This window comes from Actinokineospora spheciospongiae (assembly GCF_000564855.1).
In the GTDB taxonomy this organism is placed as follows: Bacteria; Actinomycetota; Actinomycetes; order Mycobacteriales; family Pseudonocardiaceae; genus Actinokineospora; species Actinokineospora spheciospongiae.
Window position 1 is genome coordinate 1 of record NZ_AYXG01000027.1, and the last position, 21,399, is coordinate 21,399.

Consider the following 21,399-nt stretch of genomic DNA (forward strand, 5'->3'; position numbering starts at 1 on the left):
TCCACCCACCCGGGCAGTTCGCTCGCCGGGCCGGCGGTTCTCGGGGTGGTCGGCTGGCCAGGCACATCCGCCCACCCGGGCATTCGCTCGCCGGGCTGGCGGTTGTTGGGTGGTCGGGTGGCAAGCGCGTCCACCCACCCGGGCGTGTGTTCGCCGGGCCTGCGGTTGCGGGGGTGGTCGACCGACAGGCGCATGCACCCACCCGGGCAGGGGCGTGGCCGGGCTGCCGGTTTCGGGGTGGTTGGTTGGCCAATCGCGTCCGCCCACCCGGGCATGTCCGTGGCCGAGCAGGCGGTTCGTGGGGTGGCCGGGTGGCAAGCGCATCCACCCGCCCAGACGTGTGCTCGCCGGGCTGGCGGTTGCAGGGGTGGCTGGTGGCCAGGCCGGCCATGCTTGGGGTGGTCGGCTGCTGTGCCGCCGAAGTTCGGCGTGACCCCCGGCCACAGCGGACCCGCTGGCACGGCGGCAACCAACTGTCCCACCAACCACCGGCCCGGTCACCAGCCGCATCGAGTCCTGTCAGTGCAGCCGCCGACCGCTTCGGAAGCCAGTTGTCTGGCGGGCGGCGGGGTCTGGGCGGTTGGTTGCCGGTGCGTGGGTGAGGTGCGGGCGGGCCGCCCATTCTTGGGGTGGTCGGCCGCTGTGCCGCCGAGATTCGGCGTGACCCCCGGCCACAGCGAACCCGCTGGTGCGGCGGTAACCAGCCACCCCACCAACACCGCCCCGGTCACCAGCCGCACCGAACCTCCCCGGTGCAGTCGCCGACCACTTCGGAAGCCAGTTGTCCGGCGGCTGGCGGCGGCGGGTTCTGGGCGGTTGGCTGCCGGTGCGGGGTGGCCGAGCGGCTTTGCGGGCAGGCCCCGGGCCGTGCGGAGTGGTTCGCTGTGCTGTCCGTCATGGGTGGTTTGCTGGTGGAGTGGGCCGTCTCTGGCTCAGAATCGCGGGGTGTCCACTCCGTTCCCGCTCCGCGTGCCCCGCGTCCGCCCGTTGGCCCTCTCCGGCCTTCCCGCCGCGATGGGGCTCGGGTTGCTCTCCGCGCTGTTCTTCTCGGTGTCCTTCGTGGCCAACCGGGGCCTGTCCGTCAGTGGTGGGGCGTGGGAGTGGACGGCGGCGCTGCGCTACCTGATCACCCTGCCCGTCTTCGCCGCTCTGGTGGGGTTGCGTGGTGGGCTGCGTCCGGTCGGCGCTGCGCTGCGGGCGGCGCCGGGGCGGTGGCTGGTGTGGGGGACCGTCGGGTTCGGGCTGTTCTACGCGCCGTTGTGCTTCGCCGCCGACAGTGCGCCCGGGTGGGTGGTCGCGGCGGTGTGGCAGGTGACGATCGTCTGCGGCATGGTGTTGGCCCCCGTCCTCTATCGCGATCCGGCCCGCAGGCGGATTCCCCCGGTGGCGCTGGTCCTGTCGCTGGTGGTGTTGGGTGGGGTGGCGTTGACCGTCCTGGAGGCGCCCGGGGGGCTCGGCTGGTCCGTGGTCGTGGGGGTTGTCGCGGTGCTGGTGGGGGCGGTCGCCTATCCGGTGGGCAACCGCAAGTCGATGGACCTCGGTGGTGGGTTGGACACGTTCCAGCGGGTGTTGGCGCTGACGGTCGGCAGCCTGCCCGGGTGGGTTGTCCTCGCCGTGGTGGGTGGGGTGCGGACCGGGTTGCCGTCGGGGACGCAGGTGGCCGGGACGGCTTTGGTCGCGCTGTCGTCCGGGGTGGTGGCGACGGCGTTGTTCTTCGCCGCGACCCGGCGGGTGCGGGACGACCCGGTGCACCTGGCGGCGGTGGAGGCGACGCAGGCGGGGGAGGTCGTGTTCGTCGCGGTGGCGGAGCCGCTGGTGCTGGGTGGGGCGGCGCCGGGTGCGGTGGCGTGGTTGGGGATTCTGGTGATCGCGCTCGGGGTCGTCGGGTACGCGGTGGTCGGTCGCGGCTGACTGTCCCCAGTGGACCGCAAAGGGGCCTGTGGACAACTTTTCGCCCCCGAAACCGTTCCGCCGTAATCTTCGTCCGCGGTGAACGGACGAGGGTTGGGGGAAGCGTGCGGATGCGGATCGCGGTGGTGCAGGTATTGGCGCTGGCCGTCTGGTTCTCGGTGTCGGCGGTGGTGCCGGGCCTGCGGCAGGAGTGGGGGATCGGGGCGGCCGAGGCGGTGTGGCTGACCGGGGCCGTGCAGGTGGGGTTCGTCGTGGGCGCGGTCGGGTCCGCCGCGCTCACCCTCGCCGACCGGGTCCGGCCGCACCTGCTGCTCGCCGCCTGCGCTCTCGCCGCCGCCGCGTGCACGGCGGTGCTCGCCGTGGCCGTCGACGGGATGGCCGGTGCGGTGCCGCTGCGGTTCCTGACCGGGGTGTGCCTGGCGGGGGTGTACCCGGTGGGCATGAAGCTGATGGCGTCCTGGTCGGAGTCGGCCACCCGGGGGCGGTCGCTCGGCATCCTGGTGGGGGCGTTGACGGTGGGGTCGGCGCTGCCGCACCTCCTCGGCGGGGTCGGGCACCTGCCGTGGCGGGGCGTGCTCGCCGTCGCGGCCGGGCTGGGGGTGGTGGGGGCGGTGGTGGCGGTCGTGTCCGTGCGGCCGGGGCCGCACGCCGCGGTGGGTGCGCCGCCGCGCAACCCCCGGTACGCCGTGGCGATGTTCGGGGAACGGGGGCCGCGGCTGGTGAACCTCGGCTACTTCGGGCACATGTGGGAGTTGTACGCGCTGTGGACCTGGTTACCCGCCTTCCTGGTCGCCGCCGGGACCGGGGGCGCGGCTGCGGAGGTCCTGGTCTTCTTCGCCTTGGGGGTCGCCGGTGTTGTCGGGTGCCTGCTCGGCGGGTGGGCTTCGGACCGGTGCGGGCGCTCGTCCGCGGCCGTGGGGGCGTTGGCGGTGAGCGGGGCGTGCTGCCTGTTGTCACCGATCGCCTTCGCCGCGGGGCCCGCCGCGCTCGCGGTCCTGTGCGTGGTGTGGGGCGCGGCGGTCATCGCCGACTCGGGGGTGTTCTCCACCGTCCTCAGCGAGACCGCCGACCAGCGGTACGTGGGCACCGCGCTGACCGCGCAGACCGCGCTCGGCTTCACCCTCACCACCGTCAGCATCGCGCTCGTGCCGGTGTTCGCCGAGGCCGCGGGCTGGCGGTACGCGTTCCTGCTGCTCGCCCCCGGCCCGCTGGTCGGCGCGGTGGCGATGCGGGTGCTGCGGGCAGGTCAACCACCGTCTGGAGTGGACGGTCGCTTCGTCCGGACGGCTTCGGATTGACCGCTCCCCGCATTTTCCTACTTTCGCAGGTAGCGCTCCGGAGTCCGGGTCAGGACGGAAAAATCGGACCACCGCAGAAGCTGTGAATTAAGTTCGAGTTTGCTGACAACAGTGGTGTGACACATTGTGGCAAACGGAGCAATTGCCCATGGGGGGCCTCTGAGCTGCGCAAACGTTGACTGTTTCCGCCTTCAACCATTTCCGGGACCGGCGTCCACCTGCGGAAATGGTGGATCGTGACCCCGCTCACTCGATACTCTCAGTGTCGTCGTAACGGTGAATTCGCCGTTTCGTGTTGTGAACAGGTACCCCTCCTGTGTTACGCCGCGACCGACCGTGTCCTATGGTCAGAGCCGCTGTGCCACCGCAGGCAGGAACAGATCGCAGGAATCCGCAATCACGACGGGAGCCCTCGTGTGACCCAGGCCAGCCAGTTGCCGCCCCGCGCCCTCCGGGCACAGGTGTCCGACCCGGCCATCCCCCGGCCACGGCGCTCCGCTGTGGACCTCGAGGTGGTCATCCCGGCCTACAACGAGGCGCGCAGACTGGGGGTGTCGCTCACCGCCACCGCCGACTACCTGGCCGGGGTGCCGTGGTCGACGCGGATCGTCGTGGTGGACAACGGCAGCAGCGACGCAACCTCCCGGGTGGCCCGCACCGCGGCCTCCGCCGCCGTGCCGGTGGAGGTCATCGGCTGCTCCACGGCGGGCAAGGGCGCGGCGGTCCGGCGCGGCATGATGACCAGCTCCGCCCGGTTCGTCGGGTTCGTCGACGCCGACCTGGCCACCCCCATCGACGCCCTCGGCCCGGCCGCCGAGCTGCTGGAGCAGGGCGCCACCGCGGTGATCGGCTCCCGCTACGCCACCGGCGCGGCCATCGTGCGCAGGCAGCCGGTCACCCGGCGCGTCGGCGGCGCCGCGTTCCGGGCACTGACCAGGCGGGTCGTGCCCGGGGTGTCGGACACCCAGTGCGGCTTCAAGTTCTTCGAGCGCCGCGCGGTGCAGCGCGCCCTGTCCGGCTGCGCGGTCACCGGCTTCGCCTTCGACGTCGAGCTGCTGCGCGGCGTGCAGGCCCAGGGCGGCACCGTCGTCGAGCTGCCGGTGAACTGGACCGACGACGCCCGCTCCACCTTCCGCCCGCTGCGCGACGGGCTGCCCGCGTTCCGCGCGGCCCTCGGTCTCCTCGGGACGAACGGATGAGCGGCGTGTCGGGTTCGGACGGACCGGTGAGCGGTCTGCACGCGCTGCGGGGTCGCTCGGTCCTGCTGGTCAACTGGCGTGACATCAGGCACCCGCAGGCGGGCGGCGCCGAGCTGTACGCCCACCAGATCGCCCGCCGCTGGGCCGCCGCGGGGGTGAAGGTCACCTGGCTGACCTCGCGCCCCGAGGGCGCCGCCGCCCGCGAGGTGATCGACGGCGTGCAGGTCCTGCGCCGGGGCGGGCAGTTCTCGCTGTACCCGGCGGCGGCCTCGGCGCTGCTGCGGGTCGGCTCGCTGTTCGACGCCGTGGTGGACTGCCAGAACGGCATCCCGTTCTTCGCCCCAGCGTTCGTGCCGAAGTCCACGGCCGTCGTCCAGGTCGTGCACCACGTGCACCAGGACCAGTTCGGCGCGCACTTCAGCAAGCCGGTGGCCGCCGTGGGCCGGTTCCTGGAGGGCCCGGTCAGCAGGCGCGTCTACCGCGACCGGGCGATGGTCGCGGTCTCCCCGTCGACCCGCCGCGACATGCGCACCCGGCTGGGCGCGCGGGGCCCGGTGTTCATCGTGCCCAACGGCAACGAGCCGTCGGTGCTGCGCGCCGGTCCGCGCGACCCCGACCCGACGATCGTGCTGGTGAGCAGGCTGGTCGCGCACAAGCGGGTCGACCTGCTGCTGCGCGCGCTGCCCGAGGTGCTCACCGCCGTGCCGAACCTGCGGGTGGAGGTCATCGGCGACGGCCCGCTGCGCAGGCCGCTGGAGCTGCTGGCGGGCGAACTGGGCCTGCGCGGCTCGCTGCGCTTCCGCGGCAGGCTCTCCGACGCCGAGCGCGACGAGCTGATGCAGCGCGCCTGGCTCACCACCTCCACCTCCCAGGGCGAGGGCTGGGGCTGCACGGTGCTGGAGGCGGCCAGGTTCGGCGTGCCGTGCCTGGCCATCGCCGCCGCGGGCATCGACGACTCGGTGCTCGACGGCCGCACCGGCTGGGTCGTGCCGGACGCCGCCGCGCTCGGCCAGGGCGTGGTGGACGCGCTCACCGCCCTGGCCGACGACGACACCGCCGCCGCGGTGTCCGACCGCTGCCGGGCGTGGGCGTCCGCGTTCACCTGGGACCGCAGCGCCGAACTGCTGGCCGGGGTGGTCGGCGCCGAGATCACCCGCCGCGGCACCGCGCGCCGCAGCCGCCGCCACGCCCGCTCCGACATGGCGACCGCCGTGCGCTTCCGGGTGCCCCGCGACGTCCCGGCCCCCCGGGGCAGGCTGACCGACCAGGTCCGGGTGGACGGTGAGCACGGCACGGCGCTGCTGCACGGCTGCGACGAACTCGACGCCGAGTCGGTGCTGGCCCGGTGGAACGTCGAGCCGGTCAGCGTCGAACTGGCCACCGAGGAACACCTGCTGACCGGGGTGAACCCCCTGCCCGCGACCTCGTCCACCGCCGTGGAGCGCCGGTGAGCGGTGCGCCGCTGGCCCGCGCGGGCCTGCAGGTGGCGGGCGCGACGATGGTGGTCAGCCTGGTCAGCTACGGCTACGGCATCGTCCTGGCCCACCTGCTCGACGGCGCCCAGTACGCCGTGTTCGCCGCGGGCCAGACCATGCTGCTGCTGGCCGGGACCGCCTCGGCGGCGATCCCGTGGGCGCTGGCCAAGGCGGTGCGCGTGCACCCGCCCGGCTCCCCGGGGCGCCGCTCGGCCATGGCCCACAGCGTCGCGCTGAGCCTGGTCGGCGCCCTGCTCGTCGCGCTGGTGCTGGGCGGGATCAGCGCGGTGTACGCGCCGGTGCCCGCGGTGCTGGCCACGGCCGCCGCGGTGGCCGCGGTGGTGCTGCCGGGGACCGCGATCGGTTGGTTGCAGGGGGAACTGCGGTTCGCCCGGCTCGCCGTGCTGCGGGTGGCGGAGGTCGTCGTCCGGGTGGCGCTGGGCGCGGTGGCGGTCGTCGCCGGGTTCGGCGCGGCCGGGGCGCTGGGCGCGTTCGTGGTCGGTTCGGCGGTGCTGCTCGTCGGCGGCCTGACCGCGCGGGCGGTCGGCGACGGCGTGCCGCAGACCGCCGGATCGCAGCTCGGTGACCTCGGTCCGACTGGGACGGCCAAACCCGCCTGGCGCGACCTGCGCTGGCGGCCGGGGCTGCTGGGCGACCGGTCGCGGTGGCGGGAGACGGCCGGGCTGACCAGGGCGCAGGCGCTGCTCGGTGTGTTCACCGCGACCGACATCGTGCTCGCCCCCGTGCTCGCCGGGGCCGACACCGACACCGCGGGCTTCCAGTTGGCCAGCACCCTGGGCCGGGCCCCGCTGTACGTGGCCACCGCCCTGGCCGTCGTGCTGTACCCGAGGCTGGCGGGCCCGGACCGGCGCGACGCGCTGCGCTCGGCGCTGTCGGCCTACGGGTGGCTCGGCCTGCCCGCCGCCGCTGTGCTGGTCACCGCCCCCGCCGACGTCCTCGGCCTGGTCGTGCCCGCCCACCTGTCCGGTGTCGGGGGGCTCGTGGTGGCCACCGCCGTCGCCGGTCTCGGCTACGGCGTGGTGACCCTGGTGGCCACCGTGCACCAGGCACGCGGCGCGTTCGGGCAGGTCACCGGGATGCTGGCGGTCGCGGTCGGACTGCTGGTCGCCGGGCTGGCGGCGGGCTGGTTCCTCGGCGGGGTGCCGGGGCTGGCCGTCGGCACCGCGCTCGGGTCGGTGGCCGCGGCCGTGGTGGCGGTGCGCACCGAGCCGCTGCCGGTGCCGCTCGGGGCCGTGCTGGCCACGCTGGTCGCGCTGCCGCCGTTGTGGCTCGCGCGGACCTGGACCCCGGCCTGGGCCGTGCTGGCGGTGGCGCTCGGGCTGTTCGCGCTGTGGCGGCTGCGGTCGGGTCGGCCGCAGCCTGCGCCCGGTGAGCGGCTGCGGGTGCTGCACCTGGGTTTCGAGGACCCGGCGCTGCCCGGGTCCGGCGGCGGGGCGGTGCGCACGCACGAGATGAACCGCAGGCTCGCCCGCAACCACGACATCACCGTGCTGACCACCCGCTGGCCCGGCTGCGTCGACCGGGTCGAGGACGGCGTGCGCTACCTGCACGTCGGCGTCGGGTCGGGGCGCACCTACCTGGGGCGGATCGCGGGCTACGCGGTGGCGCTGCCGTTCGTCTCCCGCAGGCACCGGGCCGACCTGGTGGTCGAGGACTTCTTCGCACCCATCTCCACCATGGCGGCTCCACTGTGGACCAACCGGCCCACGCTGGGCATGGTGCAGTGGCTCAACGCCAGGGAGAAGGCGCGGCAGTACAGGTTGCCGTTCCACCTCGTCGAACGCGCCGGGGTGCGCACGCACCGGCGGATGGTCGCGGTGTCCGACGGCATCGCGCGGGAACTGCGCCGGATCAACCGCACCGCCCGGGTCGACGTGGTCGGCAACGGCGTGGACGCGCGGGCGTTCGACGTGCGCGAACCGCGCGGGTGCGACGTGGTGTTCGTCGGCAGGCTGGAGATCGCCCAGAAGGGCCTGGACCTGCTGCTCACCGCGTTCGCCGCGCGCGCGGGCGACCTGCCGGGGGACCTGGTGCTCGCGGGCACCGGGCCGGACGAGGAGCGGTTGCGCGCGCTGGCGGCGCGGGCTGGGATCGCCGACCGGGTGCGGTTCGCCGGGTGGGTGGCCGGGGTGGACAAGTACCGCCTGTTCGCCGGGGCCGCCGTGGTCGCGGTGCCGTCGCGGTTCGAGACGTTCGGGATGGTGGCGGTCGAGGCCGCCGCGGCGGGCAGCCCGGTGGTGGCCTTCGACATCGACTGCCTGCGCGAGGTCGTACCCGAGGCGGTCGGCGTGCGGGTCCCGTGCTTCGACACCGACGCCCTGGGCGCGGCACTGGTGTCGCTGGCCCTGGACCCGGAGCGGGCCGACCGGCTCGGCGCGGCGGGGCGGGAGTTCGCCCGGGCGTACTCGTGGGACTGGTTGGCCGAACGGCAGGAGGAGAGCTACCTGTCGGCGATTCGGGAGTGGAGCGCGGATGCCGCACACGGTGGTCGCTGAACGCGAGCGCGACGCGCTGCTGGGGCAGGGCTTCCTGGCGGTGCCCTCGCTGTTCACCGCGGCCGAGGTGGCGGAGGTCGCCGCGGAACTGGACCGGCTGTTCGAGTCGTTCCCGGCGCTGCCCGCCACCAGCGTGCTGGACCTGGGGGCGACGGACGGCGACTTCGGCGCCGACGTGCCGGAGATCCTGTACCCGTCGGTGCTCTCGCCCGCGCTGCGCCGCTCGGCGGTGTTCCGGCGCAGCCGCGCCCTGGCCAGGCAGGTCCTCGGGCCGGGCACCTGGTTCCGGTTCGACCACAGCATCCGCAAACCGCCCGGGTGCGGGTTCGAGACGGTGTGGCACCAGGACCGGGTGCACAAGCGGTCCGGCCTCGCCGAGCGGCGGCTCAACGTGTGGGTGCCGATGGGCGGCGTCGGGGCCCGCGACGGCTGCATGCGGTACGTGCCGCGCAGCCACCTCGGCGGTGTGCTGGCGCACGAGGAGGTGCCGGGGCGGCGGGGAGCGCTGCGGACGGTGGGCGTGGACGAGTCGGCCGCGGTCGACTGCCCGCTGCCGGTGGGCGGGGCGGCGATGCACCTGTTCGAGACGGTGCACTCCGCGCACCCGAACCTGGGGGAGGGGACGCGCACGGCGTGGATTCTCCAGTTCACCCGCCCTCGGGCGGTGGTGCCCGCCGCGAGCCTGGCCCACCAGGGCATCCACCGGTGGCGGACGCGGTCCTGGCGTTCCCGGTGAGTCTGTGCGGTTCTGTCTTGTCCGGAGTGGAGAGGGGGCTCGGGTGACCGGGTTGAGCGGGTTGTCCGGTCGTCGGGTGCTGGTCGTGGGGAACTTCGGCAACGGCAACACCGGTGACGAGGCGCTGCTGGCGCGGGCGTTGCAGGAACTGCCCGCGACCGCGGAGGTGGGCGTGCTCTCGCGCAACCCCCGCATGGTCGAGTGGACCCACGCCGTGCCCGCGCGGCCGATGACCCCGCTGTCCTTCGCCGCCGCGCTGCGCTGGTGCCAGGCGGTGCTGGTCGTCGGCGGCGGCATGTTCGGCGCCGGGCTGCCGCCGCTGGTCCGGCTGCTGCCCTCGGTCGTCGCCGCGGCCGAGGCGGCCGGGCGCGACACCTTCTACCTGGCGATCGGGGTCTACCCGGGCACGCCCCCGCTGGCCATGCGCGGCCTGCGCGCCGCGGCCCGGGCGGGCCGGATCACCGTGCGCGACGAACTGTCGGTGCGCACGCTCGGGGTCGAGGTGCCGAACGTGGGCGACCTGGCGCTGCGACTGGAACCCGAATCGCCCGAGGCGGCGGACCGGGCACTGGTGGCCGCCGGGGTGGACCGCGACCGGCCGCTGCTGCTGCTGTCGTTGAAGGCGCTGCCGTCCGACGAGCGGATGGGGGTGGCTGTGGACAGTTGTTTGCGCGCCGCCCGGCGGTGGCGCGACCATGGTGGGGAAGTCGCGGCGGTGGCGCTGTCGACCCACGCGGACTACGGCCTCGGCCTGGCCCGGCGGGACTCGGTGCTGGCCGGGGAACTCGCCGAGCGGCTCGGCGCCGACGTCCCGGTGGTCGGCCCGCAGTTGCCGCCGGGACTGGCGAAGGCGGTGGTGGGGCGGGCCTCGGCGGTGCTGGGGCTGCGGCTGCACGCGCTGGTGTTCGCGGTCGGCTCGGGGGTGCCGTGCGCGGGGTTCGCCTGGGAGGAGAAGACCCGCGCGTTCCTGGCCGAGTCGGCCGGGGCGACCGCGGTGTCCGGAGTGGACGACGTGGAGGACTGGGTGGAGCGGACCGTGGCGGAGGTGGTCGTGTGAGCACGGCTCGGGTGATGCCCGTGGGCGCCGGGCGAGCGGTGCCTGCGGGCGCCGGGTGGGTGCTGCCTGCGCTGGGACGGGGTGGTCCTGCCTGTGCGGATCGGCCTGCGGTGGCGGGGGATGCCGGCTCTGGTGTGGGAGTGGGTTCGTGACCGCGGTGGCTGTTCCCCCGGCGGGGGAACCGGTGGTGGTGTCGCACCGGCGGGCGCCCGGGGCCGGGTGGCTGGTGGGTGCCGGGGCGGCGGTGGTCGTGTTGGCGCTGGCCCTGCGGGTGTGGGGGCTGGTGACCGCCAACGAGTTGTTCATCGACGAGGTGACCTACTCGCGGCTGGCGCTGTCGGTCAGCCGGGGTGAGTGGCCGAACCTGGCCGGGCAGCCGTTCCACCTGCACCCGCCGCTGACCTTCCTCATCAACGGCGCGGTGATCGACGTCTTCGGGCTCTCCGCCGACCCGACCTCGTTGGTGTTCCAGTTGCGGTGGGTCAACGCCGTGCTGGGGGCGGTGGGCGTGGGGCTGGCCTACGCGCTGCTGCTGCGGGTCACCCGGCCGTGGATCGCCGTGGTGGGTGCGGTCGTCCTCGCCGCCGACCCGTTCGTGCTGCGCAACGACAGCCGGGTGATGCTGGAGACGCCCGCGTTCGTGTTCGTGCTCGCCGGGCTGCTCTGCGTCCTGTCGCGCAGGCGGTGGGTGGCGGTGCTGGGCGGGGTGCTGCTGGGCCTCGCCGTGGTGGCCAAGGACGTCGCGGTCGTGCCCGCCCTGCTGCCCCTGGTGCTGGCGGTCGTGTGGCGCAAGACGATGCCGGTGCGGCAGGGACTGGCTGTGGTCGCGGCCGGGCTCGTGCCCTACGCCGCCTACCTCGTGGCGCTGGGGGTCACCGGGCGGTTGCCGGGCTGGTGGGCGGCGAAGGTCGGCGGGGTGCGGCGGATGGCCGGGCTGGACCAGATCACCGGGTTCAACTCCGCGCAGGCACCGAGCCTGCTGGACGCGCTGATCTCGCAGTTGACCCGGTTCGGCACGTCCTACGTGCTGCTGGGCCTGGCGGTCCCGGCCGGGCTGTGGGCGCTGCGGTCCACGCGGGCCGACCGGCGGCTGGTCGGGCTGGTCGCCTCGGTGATGGGGCTGCTCGGCCTCTTCGCGCTGGCCTTCGGCACGCTCGAGGAGCAGATGGGCTACTTCGTCGTGGTGCCGGGCGTGCTCGCCGTGGGCATCGCCTTCACCGAACCGCCCCGGTGGACCCTGCGCGCCCGACCGGTGTTCACCGTCGCGGCGGCGCTGGTGGTGCTGGCGGGGTTGGCGTCGGCCATCCACGCCCGCAGCGTCCGCGACAACGCCTACCAGCAGGCCCGGGCTTACCTCGACACCCAGGTGCCGCCGGGGTCGCGGGTCGGGTTGACGTCCCCGACGGCGCAGTTCGCTCTGCACTCCGGCGAGGGCAACGACCTGCACGTGGGCACCTGGGTGTCGTTGGGCGCCCTGCGGCAACACCGGGCCGACTACGTGCTCACGCAGAGCCGCCCACTGAGCCAGGGCTACGGCTACGCCTCACCGGACCTGCTGCCCTGGCTGGCGAAGCACGCCCAGCCGGTGTTCACCTTCTCCGGCCCGACCGGCGGCGACACCGTCGTCTGGAAGTTGTCGCAGGCGGAGTTGGACGCGGCGGTGAGCCGGGGGCAGCTCATCCCCGAGGTGGTGACGCCGTAGTGCCGAACCCACCCGGCCGCGCCTGACGGGGCACCTCGGGTTCCTCCCCGCGTGCCGCCGGTCTTCCCGGCGCGGGGCGTTTCCGGGACGTCCTCGGCTCGTTGAGTCGGATGTGGCTCCGCGCCCGGGGGATGAGCCGTCCTCGCGGGCGGTGGGAGTCCTGGTCACGCCCGCGCCGCCCGGAGGGCCGCGGGCGGGGCACCGGACCGGGCGGGGGTTCCGGCAGGCGTCGGGGGCCTGCCGGAACCCCCGCCCCACCCGATCAGCGTCCCGGCTTGCCGCACCGCCGGGACGTTCCTTCGATCGGTGTGTGTGGCCCGTCCCGGACAGGTGATGCCGGGGTTCCCGGGTTGTCACGTCGGATGCCGAACACGCAGTCTGCGATGACTACCGTGAGGAGAGCAGCCATGTCGGACCCGGCGAGATTCCCATCCGCAGACGACCAGCCGTTCGTTCCCAAGGGACCACCCCTCACCCTGCCCGGCGAGGCGGCGGCGGTCAGCCCGGACACGTGGTACCGCTGCAAGGCGGACTTCCTGAGCAACAACGGGAAGACAATGATCCCCGGGTACCTCGGCCCGCGCAGTGACTGGCCCTCGAACGTGGCGTTCGCGGACTACATCGTCATGTACGAGGACATCGATTCCGCCTGCCAGTTCCAATTGCAAGAGGTGGACGAGCAGGGGTGGGCGCGCTGGTTGATCAAGAAGGACGGCTACCACCTCGACTTGAAGAGCACCGGCTGGTTCTACCGGGCGTCGTACTACACCACGCGCTTCGCCGTTGTGGACGGGATGCTGCTCAACGACTACTGGGGCGGACCCGCGTGCGCCGACTTCCGCGGCGGTGTGGTCCCCGACGGCTACTACGTCGGCCAAGACCTGGGTGAGGCGTTCAGGTTGAAGAACTGCCTGCTCGAGCCCGTCTGACCGGACGACCGGCACGAGCGGGTGCCGCGCCCGGGACGTTCACCCCCGCCGGACCGGCCACGGAATCCACCCCTCCTCGTCGCGCTGCGGGCGGCCACCGGCACCGTGCCCGGCTGAACGGGCCGGGCTGGGCGAACAACGCGCGGCGGGTGGGTGACCGGGAGTTGAACTCGGGAGCCCACCCGCACCCGCGTGCCTAGACTCCGGACTCCCGGGCCCCGCACCGGGCTCACGCTGGAGTGCGAGGTTCGATGGTGCGCGACGAAGTGACCCGCTACCGGCTCGTGCGGTTGCTCGGCCGCGGTGGCATGGGCGAGGTGCACGTCGCCGAGGACACCATGCTGCACAACCGGCAGGTGGCGTTGAAGCTGCTCTCGGCGGGGGCGCTGACCGACCCGGACCTGGAGCGGCGGTTCCGGCAGGAGTGCGAACTGGCCGCGCAGATCGACCACCCGAACGTGCTGCCGGTCTACAACTACTCCGTGGGCGAGAAGCCCTACATCGCCATGCGCTACGTCGACGGCACCGACCTCTCCACCGAGATCAAGGCCCACCCGGGCGGCCTCGACCCGGAGCGGGCGGTGCACGTGGTCTCCCAGGTCGCCGCGGCGCTCGACGCCGCGCACCGCAAGCACCTGCGGCACCGGGACGTGAAGCCGTCGAACATCCTGCTGGAGCAGGTCTCCGCGGCGGGCGGCGAGCACGCCTGGCTGTTCGACTGGGGGATCGCGCAGCCGATCGAGGCGCAACCGCTGACCGGGCTCAACCAGATCGTCGGCACCCCGCACTACATCGCCCCGGAGCGCCTGGACGGCACCAGGTCCGACCACCGCGCCGACGTCTACGCCCTCGCCGTGGTGCTCTACGAGTGCCTCAGCGGGCGGCGGCCGTTCGCCGGGGACGACATGTCCGTGCTGGTCGCGCACATGCAGACCCCGCCCCCACCGCTCCCGGAGTCGATCGGCGACGGGCTGCGCGCGGTGGTGGCCAAGGGCCTGGCCAAGAAGCCGGACGAGCGCTACCAGAGCGCGGGCGACCTCGCCGCCGCCGCGCGGGAAGCCCTCCGCGACGAGCAGCTCAGCCGCCTGCGGGCATCGCTGGCGGGGGAATTGGCGGCCGGTAAGCCCAAGCGCGGCCGGTCGGCCACCCCGCAGAAGCGATTACCGGCGTGGCCGCGCGGGCGGGGAACCGGAGCACCGAAGCGGTCGGCGCCCGCCGAACCAGACGGGCGGACGCCCGCCGGGCCGGAAGGGCGGCAGCCAGGGGAACCGGGGAGGGGGACGCCCGCCGGGCCACAGGGGCGGATGCCCGCTGGTTCGGAGGGCTGGCCGCCTGCCGGACCGGAAGGGCGGACGCCTGCCGGTCCGGAGAGGTGGGAACCTGCTGGGCCGGAGGGCCGGGGGCCTGCTGGTTCAGAGGGCTGGGTGCCTGCCGGGTCGGAGGGGCGGGGGCCTGCGGGGCCGGAGGCATGGGCGCCTGGTGAGTCGGAGGGACGTGGGCCTGCCGGTTCGGAGGGTTGGGTGCCTGCCGGGTCGGAGGGTCGGAAGCCTCCGGGACCGGAGGCGTGGGTGCCTGATGGGCCGGAGGGGCGTGGTCCTGCTGGTTCGGCGGCGTGGGCGCCTGCTGGATCAGAGGGTCGGGGGCCTGCGGGGTCGGAGAGGTGGGTGCCTGGTGGCTCGGCGGGGCGGGAGCCTGCCGGGTCGGAGGGGGCGCCTGCGAGGGCGGGGTGGCGGAGGTTCATCGGGTCGGAGACGTGGTTGTTCGGTGGGGAGGGGGAGCGGGCGCCTGCCGGGACCGGGGCGGTGGAGCCGGGGGCGCGGGGGCCGGGGGAGTCCGCGACCGGTCGGGCCGGGGGGCGCTTGGCGGGGGTGCGCGTGCCCGAGGTGGTGGCCGGGGGCGCGGTCGGTGGGATCGTCGGCGGTGCGCTGGTGTTCAGCGGGGTCGCCGGGGTGTGGATTCTGTTCGCCTTGGCGGTGGCGGGCGCGCTGTTGGCGTTCGGGGTGCGCGGGCCCGCCGCGCCGCCGGGGCCCGCGCGGCCGGATGACCACACCCGCGACGCGGGAGGGCTCCCGCCACCGCGGCCCTAACGTCGTGCACGACCGGCCCGCACCGACCGGCACGACCGGCCCGCACCGACCAAGGAGCCCCCGTCGATGGGCATGTACTTCCTCGAACCGCTGACGCCGAGCCTGCTGCGGCACGAGCCGCTGCTCGGCGGTGCCCCGGCGCCGGTGGGCGCGCTGTTCGTCCTCGGCGAGGAGGGCGGGTACGCCGCGGCGCCGCGCGCGCACAGCACGCTGGTGCTCGGCCGCAACAGCCCCGACGTGCACGTGACCGTCGGGGCCGGGGACTGGTACGTCAGCCGGGAGCACGCCACGCTGCGCTGCGCCCCGGACGGGCGGTGGACGCTGCGCAACGGCGGCAGGCTGCCGATCCGCATCTCCGACGCGCCCGCGCTGCTGCACGAGCACGAGACCACCGTGCCGCACGGCTACGCCCCGCTCTACATCCAGGGCAGCCGCCTGCACGTGGTGGAGCTGCTGGTCAGCTCGGGGCGGCGCGGTGCGGACCGGGTGCGCCCGGAGACCGGCACCCGCGACCTGGCCTGGCCGCTGTCGCCGCGGGAGCGGCTGGTGCTGGTGGCCCTGTTCCAGTTGTACCTGCTGCGCGCCGACGACGCGCACCCGCTGTCCTGGAACGAGACCAGCCGCAGGCTCAACGAGGTCCCCCGCCAACGGGGGTGGACCGACCGGCGGGCCGAGCACGCCGTGGACGGGGTGCGCAAGCGGTTGGCCGCGGCCGGGGTTGCGGGGGTCACCGCCGACTCGGCGCCCCCGGACGCCATCAAGCGCAACCTGCTGCGGGTCCTGCTCGACACCGCCACCCTCGTGCCGCCCGACCTGCGGCTGCTGGACACAGGAACAGGAGATTGACGTTGTGGTGCAACACGGACGGGCTCCGGTGACCGCGCCGGGGAGGCGCGGGGGCACGGCGCGGCTGGTGGCGCTGGTGCTGGGCGTGGCGATCATCGCCGTCGTCGCGGTCTACGTGGCCAAGGGCGGTGGGAGTGGCGCTGCGGGTGGGTCCTGTGTGGACGAACCGGTGGCCGAGGTGCACGGGGTGATCGGGTCGGAGAAGGAGGAGTTCTTCCGCGACCCCAGGGTCGTCGAGCGGTTGCGGTGCCTGGCGCTGCGGGTCGTGGTGGACTCCAGGGGGTCGTTGGACATGGTGGACCCGCTGCGGCGGGAGGGGCACGGCTACGACTTCGCCTTCCCCGGCAGCCGCACCACCGCCCGGGAGATCCTGGACGACCAGGCGATCCGGCACGAGCTGCCCGCGCTGGACCCGTACGAGGTCTTCTCCTCGCCGATGGTCATCGCCACGCTGTCGGAGACGGTCACCACGCTCAGGGCCAACGGCGTCGTGCGGTCGGTGGCCGACCAGGACGTGGTCGACCTCGGGCGGGTGCTCGAACTCGTCAGCGCGGGTACGACGTGGAGCGCGCTGAACGCGGACGGCCCCGCCACCGACCAGACCCCGGTGCTGCTGTACTCCACCGACCCGGACGCCTCGAACTCCGGGTTCCTGCTGCTGGCCGCCGCCGCGTGGACCCGCAACCAGAACCGGGCCGAGATCGGGGCGGAGAACATGGCGGCGGTGGCGGCCCAGGTGTGCCCGCTGTTCGCCGCGCAGGGCGGCAGCAAGCCGATCAAGAGCCAGGACCTGTTCGACCAGTACGCCGGGCAGAACCCGCGCACCTCGATGGCGTTCGTCTACGAGTCGCAGTACCTGTCGGCGAAGGTGCTCCCCGAGGGCCACGACGTGCTCTACCCGAACCCGGGGATCGCCTCGGTGCACACGCTGATCGCGCTCGACGCGAAGGGGCAGCGGGTCGGGCAGGTGCTGCGCGACGACGACGAGCTGGCGCGGTTGGTGGCCGAGCACGGGTTCCGGCCGCAGGGGCGGACCGTGCAGCCCAAGGGGTTGGCCGACCCGCCGGTGACCGCGGCGGAGTCGCCGTCGTTCGACGAGATGCGGTCGCTGGTCGACCGGTTGGTGGCCATGCGGGCGTCCGGGAAGAGGTGTGGGGGATGAGGGTTCTCGGTGCGGTGCTGCTCGCGGCGCTCTGCCTGACCGCGTGCACGCAGGAGACGCCCGCGGTCGGACCCGGGGAGCCGGGGACGCTGCGGGTGCTGGCGGGCAGTGAGCTGGCGGACATGGAGCCGGTGCTGGACAAGGCCGCCGAGGCGACCGGCGTGCGGGTGGAGCTGACCTTCGTCGGCAGCCTGGACGGGGCGAAGCAGGTCGCCGACGGCACCGCGGACGGCAAGTACGACGCGGTGTGGTTCTCCTCCGCCAACTACCTGCGGACCTTCCCCGGTGCCGGGTCGCACCTGGGCACGTCCGTGCAGACCATGGCCTCGCCGGTGGTGCTGGGGCTGACGAAGTCGACCGCGGACCGGCTCGGCTGGGCGGGCAGGCCGGTTCGCTGGCCGGACGTGGTGGCGGCGGCGCGGGCGGAGCAGTTCACCTTCGCCATGACCGACCCGAACGCCTCCAACACCGGTTTCTCCGCGCTGCTGGCGATGACCGCGGCCCTGGAGGGCAGCGGCCGGGTGCTCGACGTGGAGGCGATCAGGAAGGTGGCCGAGCAGGTGGCGGCGCTGTTCTCCGTGCACCGGCTGACCGCGCCGTCGTCGGACTGGCTGACCGACGCCTACGTCGAGCGCAACGCGGGCAGGCAGCCGGGCGGGCCGATCGACGGGCTGGTCAGCTACGAGTCGTCGCTGCTCGCGCTCAACCGGTCCGGGCGGCTGCCGGAGCCGCTGACCCTGGTCTACCCGACCGACGGCGTGGTGGTCGGCGACTACCCGCTGACCGCGCTCGCGGGCGCCTCCGCCGGGGCGCGCGACCTGCACCGGCGGCTGACCGAGTACCTGCGGACCCCGGACGTGCAGCGGTCGATCGGGGAGACCACGTCGCGGCGCCCCGCGGTGCCCGGGGTGGACCGCCCGCAGGGGGTGCCGGGGTCGCTCAACGAGATCCCGTTCCCGGATAGCTGGGCGGCGATCGAGGCGCTGTTGCAGGCCTACAACGACGACCTGCGGCGGCCGTCGCGGGTGGTCTACGTGCTCGACGTGTCCGGGTCCATGGCGCGGGACGGTCGGATCGACGGGTTGAGGGCCGCGTTGAAGGAGCTGACCGGCGCCGGGTCCGAACTGGCGGGGAAGGTGTGCGGGTTCCGCAAGCGGGAGGAGATCGTGCTGCTGCCGTTCAACAGCCGCCCGCTGCCTCGGCACGACTTCACCGTCGACGCGGCGGACCCCGGCCCGTCGCTGGCCGCCATCCGGTCCGATGTGGACGGTCTGCGGGCGGGCGGCGGCACGGCGGTCTACGACTCGCTGATCACCGCGCACGGGCTCGCCGCCGGTGCGGGCGACCGCTTCACCAGCGTGGTCCTGATGACCGACGGCGAGAACACCGACGGCGTCGGGCTCCCCGCCTACCTGGACTTCCTCACGACCGCGCCCCCGGTCCCGGTGTTCCCGATCCTGTTCGGGGAGGCCAACGAGTCGGAGATGCGCACGGTGGCCGACCGCACCGGCGGCGAGTACGTCGACGCCCGCACCGAGAGCCTGGCCGCCGCGTTCTGCGAGATCCGCGGCTATCAGTGACGCAGGCCGAGGTGGAACCGCAGGACGCGGACCCGCTCCTGGCCCAGGGTGGGCGCGGCCCCGGCGAGCAGGTCGGCCCAGGGCGCGTCGCCGGGGCGCAGGTAGGCCGTCGCGGACCCGCTGCGCAGCCACTCGGCGACGTCGCGCTCCGCCGCGCCGTGCAGCGGGTCGGCGGGGTCGGCGAGCAGCAGCAGGTCGGTGTGCAGGCGGCAGGCGGGTGAGGCCGCGCGCAGGAGCGCGTAGGCGGCGGTGCGCTGGTGCGGGGGGTTCCCCGGCGCCAGCGCCCCCCGCAGGAACGGCTCGGGCGGCGGGGTGGCGCGCAGTGCCCGCACCGCTCGGCGGCTGACCCGGGGGGACGGGTCGGTGAGCAGTGTCGCCAACAGGTCCGGGGTCCCGGCGCCGAGGGCGTGCACGGCGTCGACCGCGGCGGCGCGCATCCGGGGCAGGGGCGCGGCCAGGAGTGGGGTCACGGCGTCGGCGTCCGCGCGGGAACCGGTCTCGCCCAGGCCCGCCACCGACTCCGGGGTGGGCGGGTCGACCCGCCGGTAGTGGGCGGCGGGGGCCTCGCCCGCGCGGCGCAGGGCGGCCTGGGCGGTGGCGCGCACGACGGCGGTCCGGTCGGTCAGCGCCGCCGCGGCGGGCCGCAGGTCACCGGCGAGGGCCAGGGTGTGCACGGCGTCCGCGCGCAGCGCCGAGGTGCGGGCGGTGAGCAGCGGGTGGACCGCGCCGGGGTCGTCCGCCGCCCTGGCCGCGCGCAGTGCCGCCGCCCCGCAGATCAGGCGGACCTCGCGGTCCCGGTCGGTGCGGGCGAGGTGCAGCAGCTCCGGCAGGGGCAGTGCGGCGGCGGTGGTGGCGAAGACCATCCGCCGCGCCTTCTGGTCCTCCACGGCCCTGGCGGCGGCCAGCACCTGGGGTGCGGCGGTGGTCAGCGCCGCCGTCACCGCCTCGGCGAGCCAGCCGCCGTGCGCCCGGTCGCGCATCGCCCTGGCGAACCCGACCAGCGCGGGCAGGGCGTCCGGCAGCGCCGCCGCGCAGCGCTCGCGGGCCAGGTCGCGCACCTGCGGGACCCAGTCGCCGCTGCGCAGCGCCGCGATCCTGGGGTCGGTGCTGATCTGCAGGGCGGCCTCGCGGAGGTGCCCGTCGCGGTGGCAGGCGGCCAGCAGGACGTCCTGCGGGGTAGCGGTGCCGTCGGCGAGGCGGCGGCGCAGCGCCGCGCTCCAGGCGGCGGGGAACCGGATCGCCCGGACGTCGGTGTCGAACTCCAGCCACGCGGACGCACCCAGGCCGGGCAGGGCTTCCACCCTGCCCCGCAACTCGTCATCGATGTCCGACCGGCGACCCCACACGCGGGCAGCGTACGAGGCGGACAGCACAATTCCGTGGTGCTTTTCCGGTCTTCGGTATGCGTCCAAGATCGCGGATGAGCCCCGACTCGGGAAAACGGTGTTTGCGAACAATAGCGTTCGCAAACTAGGCTTGGTGGATGCGCGTCCTCATCACCGGTGCCGCCCGCGGCATCGGCGCCGCCCTCGCCACCCGCCTGTCCGACTCCGGTGCCCGGGTCGCCCTCGTGGGCCTCGAACCGGAGCTGCTGGAGCGGGTGGCGGCGTCCTGCGCCGCCCCGTGGCGCCCCTGCGACGTGGCCGACCGGGAACAGGTCGACCGCGCGGTCGAGGAATTGGTCGGCGAGCTGGGCGGCCTCGACGTGGTGGTGGCCAACGCCGGGATCGCCAAGCAGTTGCCGCTGATCGGCGGCGACCCCGCCGCCATGGAGCGGACCTTGCAGGTCAACGTGCTGGGCGCCTACTACACGCTGCGCGCCGCGGGCCCGCACATCGCCCACCCCGACGGCTACGCCGTGCTCATCTCCTCCCTGGCCGCGGCCGTCCACCTGCCGCTCCTGGGCGCCTACAGCGCCTCGAAGGCCGCGGTGGAGGCCCTCGGCAACACCCTCCGGGCCGAACTGCGCCCGAGCGGGGCCCGGGTCGGGGTCGCCTACTTCGCCGAGCTCGACACCGACATGACCAGCCGGGGTTTCGGCACCGAGGCCGCGCGGGCGGTCACCGGTGGCCCGATCAACAGGCCCGCCCCGCTGAGCAGGGGGATCGACGCGCTGGCGGAGGGCATCGCCGGGCGCAGCCGCACCATCGTCGCCCCGGGGTGGGCGCGGGCCGTGCTGCCGATCCGGGGGTTGGCGCAGCGGGTCATGGACCGGCGGCTGCGCGGCCGGGTGGCCGAGGCGCTGCGCATCGCCAGGGGTGAGGACGCGGCGTTCACCACGCCTCAGCCGATGCCGTAGGACCCCCGGTGGTAGAGCAGCGGTGACCGGGACGGGTCGGCGGCGAGGTCGTGCACGTGACCGAGCGCGATCGTGTGGTCGCCGCCGTCGTACTCGTTCCACAGCGTGCAGTCGAGCCAGGCGCACACGCCGTCGAGGACGGGGGCGCCGTTGGCGCTGGGCCGCCAGGCGATGCCCGCGAACTTGTCGGTGCCGCTGCGGGCGAACGCCGCCGACACCGGTTCCTGGTCCTCGGCGAGCACGTTGATCCCGAACCGGCCGATCGCCCTGATCACCGGCCAGGTGCTGGAGGTGCGGGCGGGGGAGAAGCTGACCAGCGGCGGGTCCAGCGACAGCGAGGCGAACGACTGGCAGGTGAAGCCCACCGGGCCCGCGGGTCCGGCGGCGGTGATCACCACGATGCCGGTGGCGAAGTGGCCGAGCACCTCCCGCATCCGCGTCGACGCCACCGGGCTCGGAGTCTGCACCGCGTCCCCCCTCATCGCCGTTGACCGTCCACAGCGAACACTCGGACGGGATGTGCCGCTGTCCAGGATGCCCGTCCCGGCGGCGGTTGTCCACGCTCCCGGATGATGGGCGACAGTGGCCCAGTCAAGGGCGAC

At 74.5% G+C, this 21,399-nt stretch carries 16 protein-coding genes; 14 read left to right on the forward strand and 2 right to left on the reverse strand.

Annotated features, from left to right (window positions below):
• Positions 1–945 precede the first annotated feature (945 nt).
• From UO65_RS03225 to UO65_RS03285, 13 genes are all read left to right on the forward strand, one after another.
• Positions 946–1,911 carry a multidrug resistance efflux transporter family protein gene (locus tag UO65_RS03225; protein ID WP_052020589.1) on the forward strand — a complete coding sequence of 322 codons (966 nt, stop codon included), beginning with the start codon at positions 946–948 and terminating at the stop codon, positions 1,909–1,911.
• A 110-nt stretch (positions 1,912–2,021) separates the two neighbouring features.
• Positions 2,022–3,209: an MFS transporter gene (locus UO65_RS03230; RefSeq protein WP_052020594.1), complete on the forward strand. Its 1,188-nt coding sequence runs from the start codon at positions 2,022–2,024 to the stop codon at positions 3,207–3,209.
• A gap of 416 nt (positions 3,210–3,625) precedes the next feature.
• On the forward strand, positions 3,626–4,408 hold the full coding sequence (locus UO65_RS03235; RefSeq protein ID WP_233427423.1) for a glycosyltransferase: 783 nt from the start codon (positions 3,626–3,628) through the stop codon (positions 4,406–4,408).
• Positions 4,405–5,859, forward strand: a complete 1,455-nt coding sequence (locus UO65_RS03240; protein ID WP_035278576.1) for a glycosyltransferase family 4 protein — start codon at positions 4,405–4,407, stop codon at positions 5,857–5,859. Before UO65_RS03235 ends, UO65_RS03240 begins: the two co-directional genes overlap by 4 nt.
• Positions 5,856–8,399 (forward strand): glycosyltransferase, encoded by a 2,544-nt coding sequence (locus UO65_RS37185; RefSeq protein WP_200873293.1) that lies wholly within the window; start codon positions 5,856–5,858, stop codon positions 8,397–8,399. The genes UO65_RS03240 and UO65_RS37185 overlap by 4 nt, the downstream gene beginning before the upstream one ends.
• Entirely contained in the window at positions 8,377–9,135 is a 759-nt protein-coding gene (locus tag UO65_RS32970) for a phytanoyl-CoA dioxygenase family protein (protein ID WP_052020596.1), read from the forward strand. The genes UO65_RS37185 and UO65_RS32970 overlap by 23 nt, the downstream gene beginning before the upstream one ends.
• Before the next feature lie 43 nt (positions 9,136–9,178).
• Positions 9,179–10,192 (forward strand): polysaccharide pyruvyl transferase family protein, encoded by a 1,014-nt coding sequence (locus UO65_RS03255; protein ID WP_161784419.1) that lies wholly within the window; start codon positions 9,179–9,181, stop codon positions 10,190–10,192.
• A 148-nt stretch (positions 10,193–10,340) separates the two neighbouring features.
• Positions 10,341–11,894, forward strand: coding sequence for an ArnT family glycosyltransferase (locus tag UO65_RS03260; RefSeq protein WP_152551957.1), 1,554 nt, complete (start codon positions 10,341–10,343; stop codon positions 11,892–11,894).
• A gap of 407 nt (positions 11,895–12,301) precedes the next feature.
• The gene (locus tag UO65_RS03265) at positions 12,302–12,823 is read left to right on the forward strand and encodes a hypothetical protein (protein WP_035278579.1); all 522 of its coding nucleotides are present in this window, start codon (positions 12,302–12,304) and stop codon (positions 12,821–12,823) included.
• A 251-nt stretch (positions 12,824–13,074) separates the two neighbouring features.
• A complete protein-coding gene (locus tag UO65_RS32975; RefSeq protein WP_052020598.1) occupies positions 13,075–14,910 on the forward strand; it encodes a protein kinase domain-containing protein in 1,836 nt (611 codons plus the stop codon).
• A gap of 66 nt (positions 14,911–14,976) precedes the next feature.
• Positions 14,977–15,756 (forward strand): FHA domain-containing protein, encoded by a 780-nt coding sequence (locus tag UO65_RS03275; RefSeq protein WP_152551958.1) that lies wholly within the window; start codon positions 14,977–14,979, stop codon positions 15,754–15,756.
• A gap of 28 nt (positions 15,757–15,784) precedes the next feature.
• On the forward strand, positions 15,785–16,918 hold the full coding sequence (locus UO65_RS03280; protein ID WP_035278582.1) for a hypothetical protein: 1,134 nt from the start codon (positions 15,785–15,787) through the stop codon (positions 16,916–16,918).
• Positions 16,915–18,498: a VWA domain-containing protein gene (locus tag UO65_RS03285; protein WP_035278584.1), complete on the forward strand. Its 1,584-nt coding sequence runs from the start codon at positions 16,915–16,917 to the stop codon at positions 18,496–18,498. Before UO65_RS03280 ends, UO65_RS03285 begins: the two co-directional genes overlap by 4 nt.
• On the opposite strand, the gene UO65_RS03290 is transcribed toward UO65_RS03285, so the two are convergent.
• Entirely contained in the window at positions 18,492–19,844 is a 1,353-nt protein-coding gene (locus tag UO65_RS03290; protein ID WP_152551959.1) for a hypothetical protein, read from the reverse strand. The genes UO65_RS03285 and UO65_RS03290 overlap by 7 nt on opposite strands.
• Before the next feature lie 137 nt (positions 19,845–19,981).
• Between UO65_RS03290 and UO65_RS03295 the strand changes: the two genes are divergently transcribed.
• Positions 19,982–20,797 carry an SDR family NAD(P)-dependent oxidoreductase gene (locus UO65_RS03295; protein ID WP_035278586.1) on the forward strand — a complete coding sequence of 272 codons (816 nt, stop codon included), beginning with the start codon at positions 19,982–19,984 and terminating at the stop codon, positions 20,795–20,797.
• Here UO65_RS03295 and UO65_RS03300 read toward each other — a convergent pair.
• Positions 20,782–21,264 (reverse strand): flavin reductase family protein, encoded by a 483-nt coding sequence (locus UO65_RS03300; protein ID WP_035278663.1) that lies wholly within the window; start codon positions 21,262–21,264, stop codon positions 20,782–20,784. The genes UO65_RS03295 and UO65_RS03300 overlap by 16 nt on opposite strands.
• Positions 21,265–21,399 lie beyond the last annotated feature (135 nt).